General features: G+C 48.0%; 19 protein-coding genes. 5 read left to right on the top strand and 14 right to left on the bottom strand.

Translation table 11 applies throughout. The features are described 5' to 3' along the window. Positions 1-9: 9 nt before the first annotated feature. Genes NTZ10_01255 through NTZ10_01245 form a run of 3 tightly spaced genes read left to right on the top strand, consistent with a single transcriptional unit; the run spans position 10 to position 5,272 of the window. Entirely contained in the window at positions 10-1,779 is a 1,770-nt protein-coding gene (locus tag NTZ10_01255; protein ID MCX5748861.1) for a TIGR03768 family metallophosphoesterase, read from the top strand. 2 nt (positions 1,780-1,781) lie between these two features. After that, positions 1,782-2,768 (top strand): HAD family hydrolase, encoded by a 987-nt coding sequence (locus tag NTZ10_01250; protein ID MCX5748860.1) that lies wholly within the window; start codon positions 1,782-1,784, stop codon positions 2,766-2,768. A gap of 35 nt (positions 2,769-2,803) precedes the next feature. Beyond that, complete coding sequence (locus NTZ10_01245; GenBank protein MCX5748859.1) at positions 2,804-5,272, top strand: DUF4091 domain-containing protein; 2,469 nt, start codon at positions 2,804-2,806, stop codon at positions 5,270-5,272. A gap of 39 nt (positions 5,273-5,311) precedes the next feature. Here the strand turns inward: NTZ10_01245 and NTZ10_01240 are convergent, their stop codons facing one another. The 8 genes from NTZ10_01240 to NTZ10_01205 form a co-directional block, all read right to left on the bottom strand. After that, entirely contained in the window at positions 5,312-5,962 is a 651-nt protein-coding gene (locus NTZ10_01240) for a hypothetical protein (GenBank protein MCX5748858.1), read from the bottom strand. A 65-nt stretch (positions 5,963-6,027) separates the two neighbouring features. Further along, positions 6,028-6,447, bottom strand: a complete 420-nt coding sequence (locus tag NTZ10_01235) for a copper resistance protein NlpE N-terminal domain-containing protein (GenBank protein ID MCX5748857.1) — start codon at positions 6,445-6,447, stop codon at positions 6,028-6,030. Continuing rightward, positions 6,444-7,109: an ABC transporter ATP-binding protein gene (locus NTZ10_01230; GenBank protein MCX5748856.1), complete on the bottom strand. Its 666-nt coding sequence runs from the start codon at positions 7,107-7,109 to the stop codon at positions 6,444-6,446. The genes NTZ10_01235 and NTZ10_01230 overlap by 4 nt, the downstream gene beginning before the upstream one ends. Before the next feature lies 1 nt (position 7,110). Further along, positions 7,111-8,289 (bottom strand): ABC transporter permease, encoded by a 1,179-nt coding sequence (locus NTZ10_01225; GenBank protein MCX5748855.1) that lies wholly within the window; start codon positions 8,287-8,289, stop codon positions 7,111-7,113. Continuing rightward, on the bottom strand, positions 8,286-8,477 hold the full coding sequence (locus NTZ10_01220) for a DUF4418 family protein (protein ID MCX5748854.1): 192 nt from the start codon (positions 8,475-8,477) through the stop codon (positions 8,286-8,288). The genes NTZ10_01225 and NTZ10_01220 overlap by 4 nt, the downstream gene beginning before the upstream one ends. A gap of 79 nt (positions 8,478-8,556) precedes the next feature. After that, entirely contained in the window at positions 8,557-9,744 is a 1,188-nt protein-coding gene (locus NTZ10_01215) for a hypothetical protein (GenBank protein MCX5748853.1), read from the bottom strand. A gap of 123 nt (positions 9,745-9,867) precedes the next feature. Next, a complete protein-coding gene (locus NTZ10_01210; protein MCX5748852.1) occupies positions 9,868-10,164 on the bottom strand; it encodes an RNA-binding protein in 297 nt (98 codons plus the stop codon). 192 nt (positions 10,165-10,356) lie between these two features. Beyond that, positions 10,357-10,938 (bottom strand): hypothetical protein, encoded by a 582-nt coding sequence (locus NTZ10_01205; protein ID MCX5748851.1) that lies wholly within the window; start codon positions 10,936-10,938, stop codon positions 10,357-10,359. 67 nt (positions 10,939-11,005) lie between these two features. On the opposite strand from NTZ10_01205, the gene NTZ10_01200 reads away from it, so the two are divergent. Further along, positions 11,006-12,175 carry a permease gene (locus NTZ10_01200; GenBank protein ID MCX5748850.1) on the top strand — a complete coding sequence of 390 codons (1,170 nt, stop codon included), beginning with the start codon at positions 11,006-11,008 and terminating at the stop codon, positions 12,173-12,175. A 22-nt stretch (positions 12,176-12,197) separates the two neighbouring features. Here the strand turns inward: NTZ10_01200 and NTZ10_01195 are convergent, their stop codons facing one another. The 5 genes from NTZ10_01195 to NTZ10_01175 all read right to left on the bottom strand — a co-directional run bounded on the left by NTZ10_01195 (position 12,198) and on the right by NTZ10_01175 (position 16,272). Further along, positions 12,198-13,274, bottom strand: a complete 1,077-nt coding sequence (locus NTZ10_01195; GenBank protein MCX5748849.1) for a choloylglycine hydrolase family protein — start codon at positions 13,272-13,274, stop codon at positions 12,198-12,200. A gap of 27 nt (positions 13,275-13,301) precedes the next feature. After that, the gene (locus NTZ10_01190) at positions 13,302-13,832 is read right to left on the bottom strand and encodes a mechanosensitive ion channel (GenBank protein MCX5748848.1); all 531 of its coding nucleotides are present in this window, start codon (positions 13,830-13,832) and stop codon (positions 13,302-13,304) included. 190 nt (positions 13,833-14,022) lie between these two features. Next, positions 14,023-15,225: a serine hydrolase gene (locus NTZ10_01185; protein MCX5748847.1), complete on the bottom strand. Its 1,203-nt coding sequence runs from the start codon at positions 15,223-15,225 to the stop codon at positions 14,023-14,025. Next, complete coding sequence (locus tag NTZ10_01180; protein ID MCX5748846.1) at positions 15,225-15,704, bottom strand: hypothetical protein; 480 nt, start codon at positions 15,702-15,704, stop codon at positions 15,225-15,227. The genes NTZ10_01185 and NTZ10_01180 overlap by 1 nt, the downstream gene beginning before the upstream one ends. Further along, positions 15,697-16,272, bottom strand: a complete 576-nt coding sequence (locus tag NTZ10_01175; GenBank protein MCX5748845.1) for a hypothetical protein — start codon at positions 16,270-16,272, stop codon at positions 15,697-15,699. Before NTZ10_01175 ends, NTZ10_01180 begins: the two co-directional genes overlap by 8 nt. Before the next feature lie 128 nt (positions 16,273-16,400). Between NTZ10_01175 and yihA the strand changes: the two genes are divergently transcribed. Continuing rightward, positions 16,401-16,970, top strand: a complete 570-nt coding sequence (gene yihA, locus NTZ10_01170; protein MCX5748844.1) for a ribosome biogenesis GTP-binding protein YihA/YsxC — start codon at positions 16,401-16,403, stop codon at positions 16,968-16,970. 22 nt (positions 16,971-16,992) lie between these two features. Here the strand turns inward: yihA and NTZ10_01165 are convergent, their stop codons facing one another. Continuing rightward, positions 16,993-18,639, bottom strand: coding sequence for a carboxylesterase family protein (locus NTZ10_01165; protein ID MCX5748843.1), 1,647 nt, complete (start codon positions 18,637-18,639; stop codon positions 16,993-16,995). Between the last annotated feature and the right edge of the window lie 117 nt (positions 18,640-18,756).

Below are 18,756 nucleotides of genomic sequence, written 5' to 3'. Positions count from 1 at the left end.
GGAGGGTTTATGAAAAAGTCTTATGAGTTTAAAAGGTCCTGTTTTGTCTTTTTAGCGGCTATGCTGGTCTTTTCTTTATTCGGATGCTTAAAAAGCAGCGGTCAGCTCCAGGGATACCCGATCTCTTCTGATGTTTTTACGACGCTCCAAAGGACGATCAAACCCGGCCCAAAACCGCCTGTATCGATCGCTCTTGATGAATTCTCAAAATACAAACAATATGGCTATGGCAGCTGGAAGTATGGCGGTCCTGCCAAAGCAGACGTGAGGACCGATATAATGCCGGCAACTTACAAAGGTGCATCGGTAACTAAAAAAACTAAACTTTTAAATTTCTTTACAATATCCGACATACATATTACCGATAAAGAAGCTCCCAATCAGGCGATCTATCTTTCCCATATATACAAAGCATTGCCGATCAGCGCTTCGCTATGTTCAGGGGTCATGATGTATACAACACATGTCCTTGATGCGGCAGTACAGACGATAAATGCTCTAAACAAAAAAGATCCTTTTGATTTCGGGATCTCTCTGGGCGATGCCGCTAACAGCACACAGTACAACGAAACAAGATGGTATATCGATGTCCTTGACGGCAAGGTCATCACCCCGAGTTCCGGTGCTCATATCGGTGCCGGTAGCATCGATTATCAGAAACCTTACAAAGCGGCAGGGCTTGATAAGTCTATCCCCTGGTATCAGACGCTCGGCAACCACGATCATTTCTGGATCGGTTCAGTCCCTGTGGACTATAACCTCAGAAAGGATTTCCGGCAGACTTACATAACAAGCGAAGTCATGGCCATGGGAGATATCCTGAGAAACCCCGCGAATATAAACAAACACGATTTCTATATGGGAGTATTCGATTGTTCGGCCTCTGACGTTAAGATCAGATACGCAGGCCCTGTTGCAGATTTTAAGAACCCTCCAAAAGTCGCGGCCGATCCTGACCGCCGTTCACTCAAGAGGGATGAATGGATGAAAGAATTTTTCAATACTTCATCAAACCCTGCCGGACACGGATTTAATCCTGCCGACGCGGACAAGGGTTTTGCATGTTATAGCTTTGTGCCGAAGTCATCCGTCCCTATAAAGGTCATAGTGCTCGATGATACCCAAAAGGAAAACGATAATTCTAATGATGTGCACGGCCATGGCTTTCTTGACTCTGCACGCTGGACCTGGCTTAAAAAAGAACTTGCTGCCGGAGATGCCGCATGTCAGCTGATGATCATCGCTGCACATGTGCCGATAAACGTAGAAGTGACCGCACCCAGGTCCGAAATGGGATGGTGGACCGATCCTCAAAATGCCGTGTCGCTTCCGGGCCTGATAGCCGAACTTCAGAGCCATCCGAACTTTATGATGTGGATCTCGGGTCACCGCCATTTGAATATTGTTAAAGCATTTATATCGCCTGATCCGGTCAACGCTCCCGAAAAAGGCTTCTGGGAGGTAGAGACTTGTTCGCTCCGGGATTTCCCGCAGCAGTTCCGAACTTTTGAGATATTCCTTAACAGCGACAATACGATCTCGATCGTCACCACCGACGTTGATCCGGCGGTCAAAAAGGGCTCTCCCGCGGCAAGATCGCGTGAATATGCTGTTGCGGAACAACAGATAGTTGGTTTCGACATATATAATGTTAATCCAACAAAGGATCCGACCATTAAGCCGATTCCGACCGGATCATATAACGCAGTGCTTATTAAACAGTTGAGCAGGGAAATGCAGGCTAAGATGGGTAAATATGCAGCTCCGGGGAGTAATTAATTGTGAAAAGTTTATTTGCAAAAAGTCTTCTCGTTCTGCTGCTTGCAAACGCAGCCTTAGCTGTTGTAGATCCCCTGCCATCCTGGAACAACACCGCACCGAAGAAAGCTATCATCGCCTTTGTCGGGAAGGTGACAAAACCCGGCTCGCGGGATTTTGTGCCGGTTAATAAACGCATCGCCACCTTTGACAATGACGGCACGCTTTGGACGGAGCAGCCGCAGGCTTCCCAGGTCTACTTTATCTTATCCCGCATCAAAGCCCTTGCGCCAAAGCATCCGGAGTGGAAAAGCAAGGAGCCTTTTGCTTCTATTCTCAAAGGTGACATGAACTCCGCGATGGCCGGCGGCATAAACAACGCGCTTGCGGAAATGATGATAACCACTCAGTCGGGGATAACCACGGATGAATATGAAAAACTCGTGACTGACTGGATCGCCACCGCGAAGCATCCTAAGACCAAGCGGCTATATACAGAGATGATTTTTCAGCCAATGCTTGAGGTGCTCGCCTACATGCGCGCGAACGGATTCAAAACTTACATTGTCTCCGGTGGCAGTACCGATTTTATGCGTCCGTGGTCGGAAAAGACCTATGGTGTTGTACCCGAACAAGTCATAGGAAGCAGCATAAAGACGAAGTTTGAGCTTCGCAGCGGAAAACCGGTGATCGTTGGTCTGCCGGCAGTGAATTTTATCTCCGCCGGAAACGGCAAACCCGTCGGTATCCAATCCCAAATCGGCAAACACCCGATCGCATCATTCGGTAATTCCGATAACGACCTTCCGATGATGCAATGGACAGCAGCTGGCAGCGGCCCCCATTTTTGTCTTTATGTACATCATACCGATGCGAAGCGCGAGTGGGCTTATGACCGCAAGTGCAGCGATCCCTTCGACAAAGGTCTTGACCAGGCCCTGTCCAAAGGCTGGACGGTTGTGAGCATGAAGGACGATTGGAAGATCATTCACCCGTTCGAAAAGAAGTAAATTCATACAATGCAGGCTAAGATGGAGAACTGGTAGTGTTTCAGCGAATAATTATCATATCTTTTCTGCTGTTGTTTTCGATAGCTGTATGGGCCGCAATTTCCGTATTATCCCCTGACTCGGCGCTCGATCTCGCCTTGGGAAAGAAGTATCAATTGGAGCCGGGACCGAACTTCCCTGCTCGCAATGATGCGAGCGATCTCACGAGTTTAACAGACGGGCAATATGTCAAGGGCAAGCCCTGGTCCCTAAAGGGGGCCGTTGGCTGGAAAAACACTTCACCGGTAGTGATGACCGTCGATCTGGGGGAAACCCAGCCGATCGCAGGATTTTCCTACAATGCGGCTATCAATACTAATATGTATACTACCGGCATCTTGTTCCCGGGCGCTATTTTTATTCTTGTGAGCGATGACGGAAATATCTGGCATTATGAGGGCGACCTGGTCGCTCTGAGCGGAAAAACCACCGCTCCTACTGTTTCAGGTCCCGCCGTTTATCGCTTTCAGAGCATGGGTTTTAAAACTCACGGGCGATACGTAAAATTTGTGGTCGCACCCAGGGGCGCTTATACTTATGCGGATGAGATCGGGGTCTATAAAGGCCCGGACGCGTATTTGATGAAGCCCTTTACAGGTCCGAAGATCGCTGATCTGCCGGCTTTCTTTACCAAAATGCGGACTGCCGCTTTTCTAAGGCTTAGACTTGCAAACGACCTGGCCGCAGTGACCCGGGAATTGAATTCGGGCGGATTTCCTGATCACGTTTCCGGACCGCTGAATAATAAGCTCAAGGCCATTGCAAAGAAGATCCCGGCCGCAACGATCGATCTGCCGGATACCTTCAGCACGATCTTCCCGATAAACGATCTTCATCGGAGTATCTTCGCGGTGCAGGCGGGTATCTGGCGCGCACAAGGCCTGCGCCGGACCGTCTGCTGGCAGACCAACCGCTGGGACATGCTTAACCCGATCACCACGCCGGTCCGGGGCAATGCATCGATAAACATGGCTATGATGAACAACGAATACCGCGGCGAAGTTTTCAATCTCAGTAATGCGGGAAACACCGATGCAAAAGTTACATTGACCCTGAAAGGCTTGCCGGGAGGTACTGATCCTTCCTATGTGGAATTTCACGAGGTGTTGTTCACCGATACCCAGCCTGGTGTGCCTGTTGCGGCGGCATTGCCATTGATCCAACATCAAAAAGGAATTTATGCAATAAAGATCCCAGCCGGTCTTACCTGTCAAGTGTGGTTGAACTTTCATCCAAAGAATGTCAAAGCAGGGGAATATAACGGCCGGCTCATTCTGGGCAGTGACGCCGTAAGTTGCAAGCCAATACCCGTCCGCTTGAAAATTTATCCTCTCAGATTCCCCGATCAGCCGGCGTTGCACGTGAGCGGCTGGGATTACACGGACCGCGAGCGCATTTATGCGGTCACCCCGCTGAACCGCGGCGCGCTGGTCCAACAACTCTGTGAGCACTTCGTTGATTCACCCTGGGGGACTTTAAAGGTGCTGCCTACAGGCAAATTCGACGCGAACGGACACATGATCCAGTCTCCGGACCCGCTCGCGTTCTATACCTGGCTGCAGCTCTGGCCCAATGCGCGTAATTATCTTGTTTTTGTCAATGTCAAGGAAAGTTTTGCTGGTTTTCAGATAGGAACGCCGGCTTTTCAGCAAGCCGTGACCGATTGGATCAACTGGTGGTGCAGCCAGCTCGAGCAATGGGATATCAAGCCGAACCGGCTTGGCCTTCTGCTTGTGGATGAACCCCGCACGCCGGAACAGGACCGGATCATTATCGAGTACGCAAATATCATCCTTGCCGCCCAGCCAGAAGTAATTATTTGGGAGGATCCCTCCTGGTCAGATCCATCGAAAGGGACCCCTGACTTGTTTACTTTGAGCCGGGTGCTCAGTCCGCATTTATCCGTCTGGATCAGCCATGATCCGAATTTTGACGATTTCTATATCAAGCAGCGCGACGCAGGCCACAAGCTTTGGTTCTATAGTACCTTTGGCCCGAGCCGGCTGCTCGACCCATACATTTATTATCGTTTGCAGGAATGGTTCGCGTGGAAATATAAGGCCGAGGGTTCATCTTTTTGGTCTTTCAGTGATGCTTCCGAGGTCCCTTCATGGAAGAACGAATATCTCGGCAACGGCGCGCCGGTCTACTCTCCTTTATTTATAGACTCCAAGTCTGTAACACCGAGCAAGCAGATGGAAGCTATCCGGGAGGGAGTTGAAGACTATGAATATCTTTGCATGCTTCGCGACCGCGTTGAACAGCTTGAAAAGCAGGATGTGGAGGATCAAGCAGTAACATCGGCCCGGGTGCTTCTGGACACTGCAGCCGACCGGGTTACCGCGCCAATAACCGATGTCTCTCTATCGCGATGGGACACTGCGAAGGACCGTACTATTGCCGACCGGGTCCGCAGAGAGATTCTAGAGAAGTTAACAGAACTGTCTTCTCTTCTTGCCAAATGATCGGCCGGTATAAGTAACCAACCCTTGATCGATATCAGATCAATTCAGGTTAAAGCAGAACCCCGCGGATATCTGGTTGCTTTGCCAAGCAGAACTTCCAAAGTTTATATATTGAAGGGTATCTTCTATCATGAACATTCTTTCCATAGGCCCTATACCCATTCCGATCGTATAATCCATTTGCGTATAATCGCCATAGGCCTGTTTTGTTGTCCTGTAATTCACACCTGCATAAGGGGTGAATTGCTTTATCATCTTGCTGGCTACAAGGCCGGTATTGTATTGTGTGTTTGTCATGGTGGCCATCGACATGTTGCAGGTACGGATCCCCGCGTTCACTGCCAATGACAAGGGCATTTTCAGGTCTTCGCTCAGTAATGTGTATTTTGCTGCCACGCCGATCGACGACATCGTCATACTGTTCATGGTCCTGGCCTGGTCTGTGGCTTTTTGTGAATAACCCAGACCGATCGACCCATACAGGTCCAGCCTGTCATTTATCCCGTACCCTACCGCGTCCATCCACATGACATCCGTGCTTCCCATGTTGAAATAGTTCTGGTCCACCATGGAACCAAGCATCACGTTCCATTTTCCCTGACCTAGCGGGCACGCGGTCATCATTATCTCTGCCGAAGCTGCAGCAACAAGGATCAGACAAACCAGCAAGCCAAACAACAAACGTTTCATATTGTTACCTCCCTGATATAAGAATTGTAAATTGACCGGATGAATATGTCAAGAAATATCTCTTTTTATTTTTTCTTTTTCATCGTCAGACCATAAGGACAGCTTATTTCGTTCAGGTCTTTATTGATCGGTTTAATATATTTTCCCTCAACAACAAGATAATTATTTATTTTATCTGGTTTGTCATAGTTTAGCTGAAGCACTATAGCTTCTTTGTCCTTTTTTGTTCCTTTAATATACTGCCATTTCCCTTTTGAAGTGAACGTTTTATCCCCGTCTTTCGTAGCAATATATATGTCAGTCATATCATAAGTCCCCATAGCTCCGCAGCAGCCTTTGTACAGGACGATCGTCGTTTTAAGAGCGCTGCAATCAGCTCCCGGGGAAGTGCCTTCATAGGATGCGATCATCTCTTTAGCAAAAGAAATTGTTTGAAAAAGGATCATGCATAAAAGGAAATAGAATATCCTTTTGCATACGATCATACAAGTTTTCCGTCCCGCATCTTCAGCTTAATATGGGCTTCCTGCGCCAGTTCCTGGTTATGCGTTACCAGAAGCACTGTCAGGTTTTCATCCCTGTTCATTCTTTTAAGTATTTCCATTATCTCCCTGCTGCTTGCCTGGTCAAGGTCTCCTGTCGGCTCGTCAGCGAGAAGTATCTCCGGGCAATTTATCAAAGCCCTTGCGATGGAAATGCGTTTAACCTGGCCTCCGCTCATGTTTTTAGGGAGGCTGTTTATGCGGCTGTCGAGTCCGACGTCTCTCAGAAGTTTTACTGCCCTTTCTTTCTTTTTTTCAATATCTTTTTCTCTTGAGAAAACAAGAGGAAGAAGGACATTTTCAAGTACTGTCATCGTGGGTATAACGTGAGCCTGCTGGAAGACGAAACCGATCTTTTCCGACCTTAAAGCGGAAAGAGCTTCATCGTCAAGGCTTGCGACATCGCTTCCGTCTATCATAATATGTCCTGAAGAAGGTTTCGTGAGACAGCCGATCAGGGACAAAAGAGTGGTCTTGCCTGAGCCCGAGGGACCGGCTATCGAGATCAGGTCGCCTTTTTTTATCGAAAGATCTATCTCGTTCACAGCAAAAATAAGGCTGCCTGCGTCATTATATAATTTTGTCGCTTTTTTAAGTTCTATCATCTTAACTGCCCTGCCTGATCGCGTCAAAAGGATCTATTTTTGAGCTTTTAGCCGCGGGATAAAGCGCGCCTAAAAGCCCGAGCACGGCCGATATCAGGATACAAACGGCACCCATCTCAACAACCCCTCCAAAAGACAGTATAAAAGGAAAAGGCAGGTGTTTTGAGAGGAAGAGATTAAAGTCATAGATCAAGAATGCAGATACTAAGACTCCGATGATACCGCCGATGACGGTGGAAAACACTGATTCGATAAGGACAAGGGAAAATATGTCTCTTCTTGTTGCGCCGAGGCTTCTCAGTATGCCGATCTCCGGCCCCCTGGCTTTTGACATCGCGTAGAAGACGCCTGTTATGCTGACCGAGCTGAGTACCATCACCACTATGAATATCAGGACGGCCATTATTACCATCCTGTCAAATATGACCTTTATGCCCCTGTTGAACTGCGAGCTTCCCATCACGGCGACCTGAGGGATCGCTTTCTTGATATTTTCTGCACACACGCTTATATCGGTCCCGCTGCTGACCTTTACAAGGACGGAGGAAATTTCATCAGGCCTGTACTTTATCATAAGGCTGTGCATTGCGAGCTGCCTGGCTGAATCAAGCGGTAAATAGATGGACTTATCCGCTCCGATGCCGGTCCTTTCAAGGACGCCGGCAACTCTGAACTCGCTTCCGAGTATCTTAATTTTTTCACCTTTCATTGACGGGATATCAGCGCCGATTATCACCTCATCTGCTTTAAGCGAGTTTATCCTGTTCTTTTGAAGCCAAGGGGTTATCACGAAATCTGTCGAGGCATCAAATCCTATAAGCCTGAAGGGGATACCGAGACTGCAGCAGCTTTTTGACAGCGTCATCAGGAAAAGTTCAGGAGTGACTTTATCCACTCCATCGATCTTTTTGATCTTTTCAGTAAGGTCTTTTTTCATATAAAAAAGCGCCGGAGTTCCTGTCTGAAAAGCACTGATCATCGCATTTTCTTCACCGGAAGGAAATACTACGAGGTCCGCTCCCAGCCTTTCCCTTCCCGTCTCGAGGCTGTAGTTTATGCAGTTAACTATTGTAAAAGAAGCAAAGATCGAAGCGATAGCAACAGCCGCGATCACAATTGTGATCACGGTCCAGAATTTGTTGCGTTTAAAGTTCTTATAAGCCAGCCAGAATAGGTTCATTTATCCAGAAAGAACTCCATTCCTGAAAGTATTATGAGGATCACTCCCAAAAGTACCAAAACCGGCAATGTATGCGCTCTGCAGCACATCATAGGATTGTTGCAGACGGGAAGTATATATGACGGTACAATGATGACTAAAAGGCCTATTAATATATAGATCAAAGAAAATATCCTGTTTTTATTCATATTATTTCTCCTTCTTATATTATCTTAAATAAAAAAGGCGGAAAAATCAAATCCGCCTTTTTAAAGTTATTAAGTTGAATTATCTTCCCGTGCAATAAGAACTTCCGCCTTTTGAGGAACATGGAGCGCCGATACTTGTTGTGCAACTGCAAGCTCCGCATGGTGAAGTAGCGCACGAAGCAGGGCATCCTGAACCATAACAACCTATTCCGCCACCACCACCGCCACCACCGCCACTACCGCCGCCTGATGTGCAATTGCTTGATCCGCCGCAGTTACCAGCGGTCGTGCAAACACAGGATCCGCAAGCGCGGCATCCAGGAGGGCATCCGGCATCAGTGCAGCCACCGCCTCCGCTGCTGAAATCAGGCGCTTTTGAGCCGCCTGTACAGAAGGAAGATCCTCCGCAACCGCCGGCTGAAGTGCATACGCAAGAACCGCAGCCCTTGCATCCTGTCGGGCAGAAACTGTCGGCACAGGCTCCGCTGGATTCACTGCTGCCTCCGCCTCCGGTATATGTTTTAATAGGGCAATTTGAAGATCCTCCGCAGCCTCCTGCGGAAGTGCAGGCGCAAGCCCCGCAATTTTTACATCCCGTGGGACATCCTGCATCCGTACATTTTCCGAAGCTTGAAGTCCCTGCCCCTCCGGCAGCGCTTGTTTTGCATTTTCCGCCTTTACAGCTTGTTGAACTGTCAGTGCAGCCGCACGCGCCTCCGCAAGCGATGGACGAATCAGGATTACATCCGCAGCTCATGCATGTGGAAACGCTGGAGCAGGCATACAAAGTAGAAGAACCCCCGGACGAAGTCGGATCGAATGCCGTGTCTTTAGGTGTTGCCGTGGCCTCTGTTGTCTTTACTATTTCAATTGTATAGCCTGTAATGGATTTCCCAGCATCCACCACCTTGTCGTATTCTTTATAGCCGTCCTTTACCACTTTGAGCATCGTTGAAGCGTCGGTTTTCAGGTCAGACACGTCCGCAATGCCCATGTCGGTGGCCTTGACCTCTACCCAGTCACTGGACGAGGATGTATGCAATCGCGAGCTCGGAGTGACACTTGATTTGCTGACAAAGACTGAGCTCATCGGCACTATCGAACCGGTAGCTGCGTCTTTGACCACAACAGAAAGTGCGCTTGTGCTGGACATTGAGCCTGTGGGTCCCGATGATTGTTTTGTCTGTCCGCAGCCGTAAATAAAAATGCCGAGTTGAGCGATCAGGAGGAAAGCAAAAAATACATATAGACCTTTTTTTGTTTTCATATATATTTCCTTTGTGATTATTAATATACCACTATATTAATTCTTGTCAAGAGGTTTTCGCTGCATCTGATAAAAAAAGACCCCTGCCGAAGCAGGGGTCTGGATCAATCTAAGATACTAAAATTAATATCTGTTGAATGAACGTCTTTCGCCGCCGCCGCCGTCTCTCGGGCGGTCGGTCTTGGGTCTGCCTTCATTGACTGTCAGTTCACGGTCGCCCCACTTGTAACCGGTCATCCCGGCTATAGCTTTTGCGGCATCCGCGTCTTCCATATCAACAAAACCAAATCCGCGCGACTTTCCGGTGAACTTATCGTTCACTATTCTGGCCGATATCACGTTGCCGAACTGGGAAAATTTTTCCGTCATTTCCGCGTCCGTGGCTGACCAGGGAAGGTTACCTACGAATATGCTTTTCATGTATAAAAACTCCTTTGTTAGATTTTTCTGCTGAATAATGATTTAGTGGACCAGTTTGCGTGGTGACACTCACAAAAAGAAGCAGAGACCTTTTTAATTCTCAATCATTAATCCCGACTTCTATATGATAACACGGGCTGTCTTAGAAATCAACAGGGTATTTGCTTGGATTAATTTTAAGACTTTATCGCCTTAAAAAGCAAAACCGAAATTTATCTGGATAAAAGGCATGGCCGCATTCATTCTGTTGATGTTGTCATTAACAACCTGCTTCACCGAAGGTTCCAGGTCTCCGGGCCCTACCTTTGTTTCATATTTTTCAAATGCCAGAGGTATCTGGACCCCGACCTCGGGTATGATCGAGAAGCCTTTCAGCCTGAAATTGTATCCGATCGACGGCGTCAGATAGAAGCCCCGCAGGCCGATGGTCGAATCATAGAAAGGCGGATTGACCTCCTGTATAGAATGCGCCGTAAATATCTGATATCCCACCCTGGCACCGGCAAAGAGATCACTGATGATATATTTCCTCAGCATCGCTTCTATGTTCAGCCCGTTTATCATGACATCCGCGCCGCAGGCCTGTTTCATCGGCGGGATATAAAGACCTCCTGCGCCGTATCCCAGCTCAAGGCCCCTGCCGGCTTTCATAAGATAATAGCCGCTTACGAAATGCGGGATACCGATCCCGAAAGAAAGACTTTTACCCTCAGCGATAGCGGAAGGACAGATCAGGCATAAAAGCAATAATGATATAAACAGGTTTCTTTTCATGATCTTAAGTTAAACATATTCTAACATGATACGATTGACCGGTCATCAGTATTATATTATTATCTATATGATGGCAATAGATAAAGTCCTCCAGTTTATTTTTTATCTGTTCGCGATGTTCTGGGAGATCCTGTGGGCGCTGATACTCGGGTTCGGTATCTCCGCGTTGATACAGGCAATCGTGTCCAAAAAAGAAATGGCAAAGCTTCTTCCGGACAATTCGCCTAAGACCCTTACCATTGCGGCCGGCTTGGGCGCGGCATCTTCCTCCTGTTCTTATGCGGCAACCGCAATCGCCAGGTCCATGTTCCGCAAGGGCGCGAACTTCACGGCTACGATCGCTTTTGAATTCGCATCCACGAACCTCGTGCTTGAGCTCGGCATCATCATGGCAGTCCTCCTCGGCTGGCAGTTCACCCTTGCGGAGTTCGTCGGCGGGCCGCTGATGATAATAACGCTTGCTTTGCTGTTCAGGATATTCCTGAAAAAACAGATGGTCGACGAGGCTTTTGTTCAGGCAAATAAAAGACTGCCCGGCTCCATGGAAGGCCATGCGGCTATGGATATGTCGCTTTCGGAAGGTAGCATTTTTCAGAGGATGTTCTCATCAAAGGGCTATACCGCAACAACACATTATTTCTTCATGGACTGGTACTCGCTCTGGAAAGATATCCTGCTCGGACTTGGCATCGCCAGTGTCCTGGCAGTCTGCGTGCCCGATAATTTCTGGCAGTCGTTTTTCTTTTCAAATAACGATCTTCTCGCAAAACTCTGGGGCCCTCTTATCGGGCCGCTCGTCTCCATGCTCTCATTCGTCTGCTCGATCGGCAATGTCCCTCTTGCCGCGATCCTCTGGGCGGGAGGCATCAGTTTTGGCGGGGTCATATCCTTTATTTTCGCGGACCTCTTGATCATACCAATACTCAACATTTACAGGAAATACTACGGCAGCAGGATGATGGTATTTCTTTTCTTCACTTCATACGCCGCCATGGCGCTTGCCGGATTTCTGGTAGAGATGATATTCGGATATTTTAACCTTATACCGGCAAGACGGAACTTTGAAGCGATGCACATGATGATAACTTTCAATTATACGACGGTCCTGAACATCATCTTCATCCTTCTATCATTAGTGATGCTTTTCAGGTTCCTGAAAACGGGAGGGCCCGCTATGCTCAAAGAAATGGACAACCCTCTTCCCGAAGAAGGAGAGCACTGCCATCACTGCCATTAAGACACGAAGTTATTGATGAATGCTATTTCAGCTGTCCGCTTACATCTGTAACCGACAGGATGTTGCTGTCTATAGCAATGGATCTTATTGCCGCCCCGGGTTTTAGATCGAATTTTTTAAGGTCAACGGATTTCCATGCTGAATTATCATAGGTCTTGTAATAAAGCACTTTGTTTGTTAAGTCTTTTATCAGCACCCATTGGGCGTAACCGTACATAGTGATGAAAGACTCTGGTTTTTCTTTGATCGCTCCTTTGGGAATATCCACCATATTCAACAAATGTTCCGCAAGATTTACTGCTTCTTTTGCATTCCCGGGCTTGAGAGCGGTATCCTTGCAGATAGCCATGCGGACAAAGCGGGAAGGCGGGGTCCAATCCCCCGGAAGTCCAAGCAATCCGCTGCCAACCCCTGTCGGCTCGATCCTTACGCTGTTCAATGTCTTTGGCGCTCTATTGAGGGAATCAAGATTGATATAGTTCCTTAGATTGGTCATCTGCCAGGGAAAGTCAGGACTGTTGGTCATAACGCCAAGGGGGTTGTCATATACTTTTATTTGCCCGCCGATGAATTCGATCACAAGATTTTTCCCTGTGGCATCATGAACTGCGATGTGCATTCCCAGACTTTTAAGTTTCTTAACGTCAGTATCGCAGACCGTTACTGTAGGAAGCGCCGCCTTTACATCATCTACCGTTGCAAAGTTCCCCAGGATCCATGCGGCCAGAGAATCAACCGGGACAAATTTGCCCGGGGCCGCTTTCTGGTACTTTGCATCGCCGAACATCAGTCCTCCCACAGCCAGCCCCTTCTCATTGAACCCTTCAACAAAACAATCTTTAAGCCCGAATGCGTTGATGCCCAAGAAACCGTATTTAGACGTCCAATTGGAACCTCTGATCCCTTTTTTATCTGCGCACGTGTGTTGAATTCCTCTGGGAATGATCAGGATCTCGGATTTGAGGTCGATCGGAAATTCCATGGAGCGGCCGTTGACGACCGTATTATCTTTTGCCTTGACCACAAAATCTGTGCAGGCGGACGCTGTCGACGGGATTAAAAGACAAACCGAAAAGATCAGAATAAATAATTTCTTCACTATCTTTTCTCCTTTTTAAAAATGGAATCAGCCTTTTTTGTCGGCGTGTATCGTTATTATATCAGCAGTTATCTTTGAGTTGGGCACGATCATTTTTTTATTCCCGTTGGACATGATGGTATTGAATATCTGTATCTCATCTACCCTGCCCTGGACCCCTCCGACACCAGAGGCCCCTGCCGCTTCTATATAGTCCCCTATGTTAAAAGGCTGAAAAAATATTATCATGACACCTGCGGCAAAGTTCGAGAGCGATCCCTGAAGGGCCAGGGCAACGGCCAGGCCGGCTGCGCCCAGGATCGCGAGAAAGGAAGTCGTCTCCACCCCGAGCTTGTTCAGGATGATGATCACGACAAAGGTCATGATCCCGTAATAGGCCGTGTTCTTTACGAATGAGACAAAGGTCAGGTTGATCTTCTGGACGGTCAGTATTCTTTCTGTCATCTTCGCCGCGATCGAAGCCACCCACCGGCCTAAGATATAAATGACTATCGCCGCGATTATATTCGGCGCGTAATGTGCGGATGCACTGAGAAAAGCGTTAAGATAGGTTTCCATATTAGATTGATCTCCTGTCAAGAATATTCTATCACGAAAGGGAAAAGCGTAAAAACTCTAATGTCGTCTCACTCTTCCCAGTAATCTTCCAGTTTATATTTTTTAAAGAACTCGTTCATCCACTGCATCTGCTGCACGGAGGTCGTCTGCTTAGTGACAAAAATATATGACCTTAGCGGTCTTTTTCATGCTAAAGCGGGCTCGCCTCCGCAGTTGAATAACCGAGGATATTTTTCGCTTTGCGGCCGAGATCATGCAAGAAGTCATAGTAAGGGACCAGATCACCAAAGTTTATAACAGAAGCGGACATCACTACTGTAACGTCCTGGACCGGATCATATTTGACAACAGTCGCGTAACCGGCATGGCCTCCGTCATGTCCGTATCCCAATCCCGGGACATAAGATATTCCCAGTCCGTATTTTTTGCCTTTTGTTCCTTCCGTCATCATTTGGACGGTAGAAGCCTTCAGTCCCGCTTCTCCCCTCATAAGACGCCTGATCCAAACGGCCAGGTCCGCATCCGTTGAGATAACATTCCCCTCGGCGACGTGGGGAGACATATTATCCTCGGTCGTTTCTAAAACTATACCTCCCCCATAGGAATAGCCCCTGGCAAAGGGTTCCGGCAATGTTGTCTGGTTGCCGAGCTTTGGAAAATAGGTTTCATTCAGACCATTTGTTTCTAAAAAATTCTTCCGGATAAATTGATCGTAGCTTTGTCCTGACACCCTCTCAATGATCTTGCCTAATATGGAATAGCCGGTATCGCTGTAATGGTATGCGCTGTCCGGAACAAAATAACTCAGTTTGTTTATCGCCACGACTCCGACCAGTTCATCAAAAGTAAAGGTATGAACGCAGTCAGATCTCTCGATATAACTTACATAATTTTGGCCGGCGTACGGCACTTCTGATGTCGCCGGTATGTCGGAATTACTGATGTCCCATATTCCCGCGCGGTGTTTGAGTATCATCCTTATCGTGATCTTGTCTTTGTAAGGGATAGCATAGTTTGCCGTATTTGGCACATAAGGCTCGCTGGAGCCCGGGATCAGATCTGTTATTTTATCATCTATGTTAAGTTTTCCCTGCTGTTGAAGCAGCATTATAGAAGCGGCTGTAAAGGTTTTTGTAGTGCTTGCCCCGCGGAAGTGGACTTTGCTGCCTGCGCCGCTTCCAAGGTTGCTGGCGGAAAAATAATTGCCCTTGGGGGTCGTGATATAGATAGACACTTCTCCTTCCCAGGTTGGTTTGCTGCTGGCATAGTTTGCCCACTGCGTTTTGACCATATTGTCGAGATCCGGATTATCAAGACCAGTCTGTGTTCTATTTGCACATCCCGCCACCAGGCAAATAAATATTGTCAGAGCAGCAATAGCGTATTTAGCCATTATTCAAAATAATTTTTCAGGTCTATCTCCGTCCATCCCTGAAAGTCCCTGACATTCAGCCAGATCTTCAGGTCTTTGGGAATAGCGACGATCGTGTAATATGTTTTTAACCCGCTGGCCTTATCGAAGCTCGGGCCGCCTTCAGGGATGGTTTTATCAAATATCTCCATCATCTTTTTGGCATCGATGCTGCCCTTATTCTTTTTTCCCATTGCAAAAAGATTTAGACGCCTTTCCTTGGTGAACCCCGCGGCCTTTCCGTCCGGCAGATCCCTTGCTACCGGCCAGGAAGCAGCGATAAAATCGTTCGAATCCGCGACAAGCCCCTTCTCATCGTCCACTCTCCTGCGGTAATCCGAGGTCGCCCATTCATAGCAGTAAGCTTTTTTGGCATCCGCGACGTTGATTATTAGACCTCCCTGCGGTCTGACGGCATCGAAAAAAGCATCGGCCTGATCTATTGTGCTGGAGTCAAGCATCATGGACATAAGTGCGGAATTTGAATTCATTCACTGTCAGGAATTTCTGGTAAGGGATTATAGCCATAGTCCCGAGATCCCAGTTCCTTCCCGCAACGGTCGAGCCGCCGCGCGAATAATCTTTCCAGGCGATCATTCCGGAGCAGGAGCCGGCCGGCGCCATGATAATTGCGCCGAGAGCCTCGCTGACGATAATCTGCTTTTCAAGTCCCAGACCCGATGTCTCACTCATACCGCGGACCCATTCTTTCACGTAATAGGGATTGCGGTCTAAAGCTTCTTTGCACATTTCCAGCAGTTCTTTGTATGGAGCTTTTTTCTCCCCTATCAGGGTCTTTGTCACGGCCAGATCATAGAACTCGTTCATTTCACTTTTCAAAAGGGCTCCGTACTGCCTGCCCATCTGCCTGAAATTACCCTTCATCACCACAACGTTTATCGCTCCCGCTTTATAAAGCTTGCCGCCTTCGAACTCAGAGACAAAAGCCGTTTTTATCGCGGCATGGGAACAAAGGAGCAGAGCGGCAAAGAAATAAAGCGCCAAAACAAAATAAGACAGTTTTTTCATCCAGGTCCTCCTTGTCAGATCATGATAATTGATTATATAATATGATCGTTACCGGTTCAATCTGAAATTTGGCCGCGAGGCAGGGTCTTTAGCAGAAAACTCTTGAGATTTTCATTTCATTTACATTTATGAAGATAACCTCTGCAAAGTTCATAAAGGGGATAGTGGGACCCGATAAGACCTTAGATGACGGCATCCCGCAGATCGCTTTCATCGGCCGCTCAAATGTGGGCAAATCCAGCGTCATCAATTCTTTGACTGACCGGAAGGCCCTGGCCAGGACCAGCTCTTTTCCGGGGCGGACCCAGCAGATAAATGTATTTTTAATAAATGAAAGCTTTTATTTTCTTGACCTGCCGGGATACGGATTTTCCGGGGATTCGAGAGAAAAGAAGGATCAGCTTCAGGCCCTGATCAACTGGTACCTGTTTAAATCGCATTATGAACAGAAAAGAGTCGTGCTCATCATAGACGCAAAGGCGGGCCTGACAGACAGCGACATTGAAACGCTTCAGGCTTTAGAAGAACATCAAAAGGACATTGTAATTGTCGCGAATAAAACAGACAAAATAAGGCCTTCAAAACTCAAAGAACGACTTCAGGAGGTCTATGATATTTCTTTATGCCACAAGGTTATTCCGTATTCTTCAGTAAAAAAAACCGGCATAAAAGAATTAAGCAGGGAGATCTTTGATTAAGGAGTAATGTTGCCGGCCATTCTTACTGAATTTTACGGATAAGATCGCATTCTTTTTTTAGAAGATGTGTATCTATCCAGATCTGGTCCCCGAATTCGATATTCTCGTCGGATTTGCTGTCATAGGCCGGCCACACGGGCAGACCCGGCCCGTTAGGGTTTCCTGTCTTTGCAAAATTCACCCAGTAATCCATGATATTTTCAGAAAGAGAGATATCCGCGTCATAAAGACCTAATTCTTTCTTTACGTTCCCAAAAACGTACAAAAGCTCCGCGCCGTGAGTTGCCCCCATTTTCTTGCCGAAAGCGGTCGGAGAGACCCTTGAGAAGTAGTACAGGTAGGTCTTAGAACTCCTTCCTTCCCGGGACCGGGCGACAAACCTTGCCGGCTCCGTAAAGATCGCTACGCTTGCAAGGCGGTCGAATGCAGGCCTGACATCAGCGGTTTTTTTTGCAGGGAACATAGCCAGCACCTCGCGGAGATGGCTTCCGAACTGCAACACGATCCACTTCTTATAATCGGAGACCTTCATCGGCCGGTAAAAAGCCGTACCCTCGTCAGCGTTTGAACCGATCATCAGCGGGAGGTCACAGTTCTTATCCTGAGAATACATTGTCTGGGGATCGTCGGGGATGACATAACCGTCTACCACCGGGGCGAACTTCAAGCCGGGCGAGAACGGTGTCAGAGCGAACGGATAGGCCCTGATGATCTCGTCGGCCGATCTGGCGCGCATGGCCGCGATCGGGTCGCTTGCCTTATTGCATTTGAGCTTTACCATAAGCTTTTCCGCCTCTCTGATCGCTTTATGCATCTTGCCGTCAGCCTGGGGAAATATATATTCTTCGCCGTAAGGCCCGCCGCTCTCGCAGATGCCCCGCCTGAAGAGTCCTGCCGAGAGCGGACTGATCATGTGGAGCGAAACCGCCTTCGAGCCTGCAGATTCCCCGAATATGGTTACGTTGCCGGGATCGCCGCCGAACGCCGCGATATTATTTTTGACCCACTTGAGCGCGGCGATCTGGTCTAACAGGCCGTAATTACCCGAAACGCCATTAGGCGATTCCTCTGCCAGCTTGGGATGGACAAAAAAGCCGAACGGGCCTAGGCGGTAATTAAAATTGACGAACACGACGCCTTTTTTCGCCAGATTGGTCCCGTTATACTTTGGCATCGAGCCGGAACCCATCGACCAGCCGCCGCCGTGGATAAAGACCATTACCGGCAGTTTGTCGCTCTCACTTGTCGCGGGTGTCCAGACGTTAAGATAAAGACAGTTCTCGCTTGTTTTTCCGACATTCTTACTTTGCGGCTGCGGGCAGGAGGGCCCGAAGGAGATACACTCTCTTACATCTTCCCAGGGTTCTACAGGCTGTGGCTCTTTCCAGCGCAGGTCTCCGACAGGCGGCACCGCATAAGGGATCCCTAGAAATATGTGCAGGCCGTCGCTGTACATCCCGCTGATAAATCCGCTTTCCAGTCTGATGATACCCGCTTCTAAAGAACTTGTTATCCCGCTTATCGGACCGCTTTCCGGGCTGACAATGTCCGCACCCGGCGGGCTTATCATTCCGCCTACAGGGACGGGTTCCGGGCTGATGATACCCACGCCAAAAGAAACGGAAAATATGCCCAATACCAGCAGAACCGCCAAAACCGCTTTTCTCATCATTTTCCCTCTCTTTAAGCTACATTATAATGTAAGGGGACATTGTATTCAATAAGAAATACGGCTATACGTTTCCCCCCCTTTTTTCGATGCAAGTTTTCCTTTGATATCTTCGAT

The sequence above is a fragment of the Candidatus Saganbacteria bacterium genome (assembly GCA_026387835.1).
Taxonomy (GTDB): domain Bacteria; phylum Margulisbacteria; class WOR-1; order JAKLHX01; family JAKLHX01; genus JAPLKZ01.
The sequence above is the reverse complement of the archived record's forward strand: the minus strand, read 5'-3'. Positions and strand labels throughout refer to the sequence as shown.

Coding starts and splice junctions, on each gene's coding strand:
- NTZ10_01200 (MCX5748850.1), top strand. CDS start 11,006: ATGATGGCAATAGATAAAGTCCTCCAGTTTATTTTTTATCTGTTCGCG.
- yihA (MCX5748844.1), top strand. CDS start 16,401: ATGAAGATAACCTCTGCAAAGTTCATAAAGGGGATAGTGGGACCCGAT.
- NTZ10_01180 (MCX5748846.1), bottom strand. CDS start 15,704: ATGCTTGACTCCAGCACAATAGATCAGGCCGATGCTTTTTTCGATGCC.
- NTZ10_01190 (MCX5748848.1), bottom strand. CDS start 13,832: ATGGAAACCTATCTTAACGCTTTTCTCAGTGCATCCGCACATTACGCG.
- NTZ10_01165 (MCX5748843.1), bottom strand. CDS start 18,639: ATGAGAAAAGCGGTTTTGGCGGTTCTGCTGGTATTGGGCATATTTTCC.
- NTZ10_01230 (MCX5748856.1), bottom strand. CDS start 7,109: ATGATAGAACTTAAAAAAGCGACAAAATTATATAATGACGCAGGCAGC.
- NTZ10_01205 (MCX5748851.1), bottom strand. CDS start 10,938: ATGAAAAGAAACCTGTTTATATCATTATTGCTTTTATGCCTGATCTGT.
- NTZ10_01175 (MCX5748845.1), bottom strand. CDS start 16,272: ATGAAAAAACTGTCTTATTTTGTTTTGGCGCTTTATTTCTTTGCCGCT.
- NTZ10_01185 (MCX5748847.1), bottom strand. CDS start 15,225: ATGGCTAAATACGCTATTGCTGCTCTGACAATATTTATTTGCCTGGTG.
- NTZ10_01220 (MCX5748854.1), bottom strand. CDS start 8,477: ATGAATAAAAACAGGATATTTTCTTTGATCTATATATTAATAGGCCTT.
- NTZ10_01210 (MCX5748852.1), bottom strand. CDS start 10,164: ATGAAAAGCATATTCGTAGGTAACCTTCCCTGGTCAGCCACGGACGCG.
- NTZ10_01225 (MCX5748855.1), bottom strand. CDS start 8,289: ATGAACCTATTCTGGCTGGCTTATAAGAACTTTAAACGCAACAAATTC.
- NTZ10_01235 (MCX5748857.1), bottom strand. CDS start 6,447: ATGATCGTATGCAAAAGGATATTCTATTTCCTTTTATGCATGATCCTT.
- NTZ10_01255 (MCX5748861.1), top strand. CDS start 10: ATGAAAAAGTCTTATGAGTTTAAAAGGTCCTGTTTTGTCTTTTTAGCG.
- NTZ10_01215 (MCX5748853.1), bottom strand. CDS start 9,744: ATGAAAACAAAAAAAGGTCTATATGTATTTTTTGCTTTCCTCCTGATC.
- NTZ10_01240 (MCX5748858.1), bottom strand. CDS start 5,962: ATGAAACGTTTGTTGTTTGGCTTGCTGGTTTGTCTGATCCTTGTTGCT.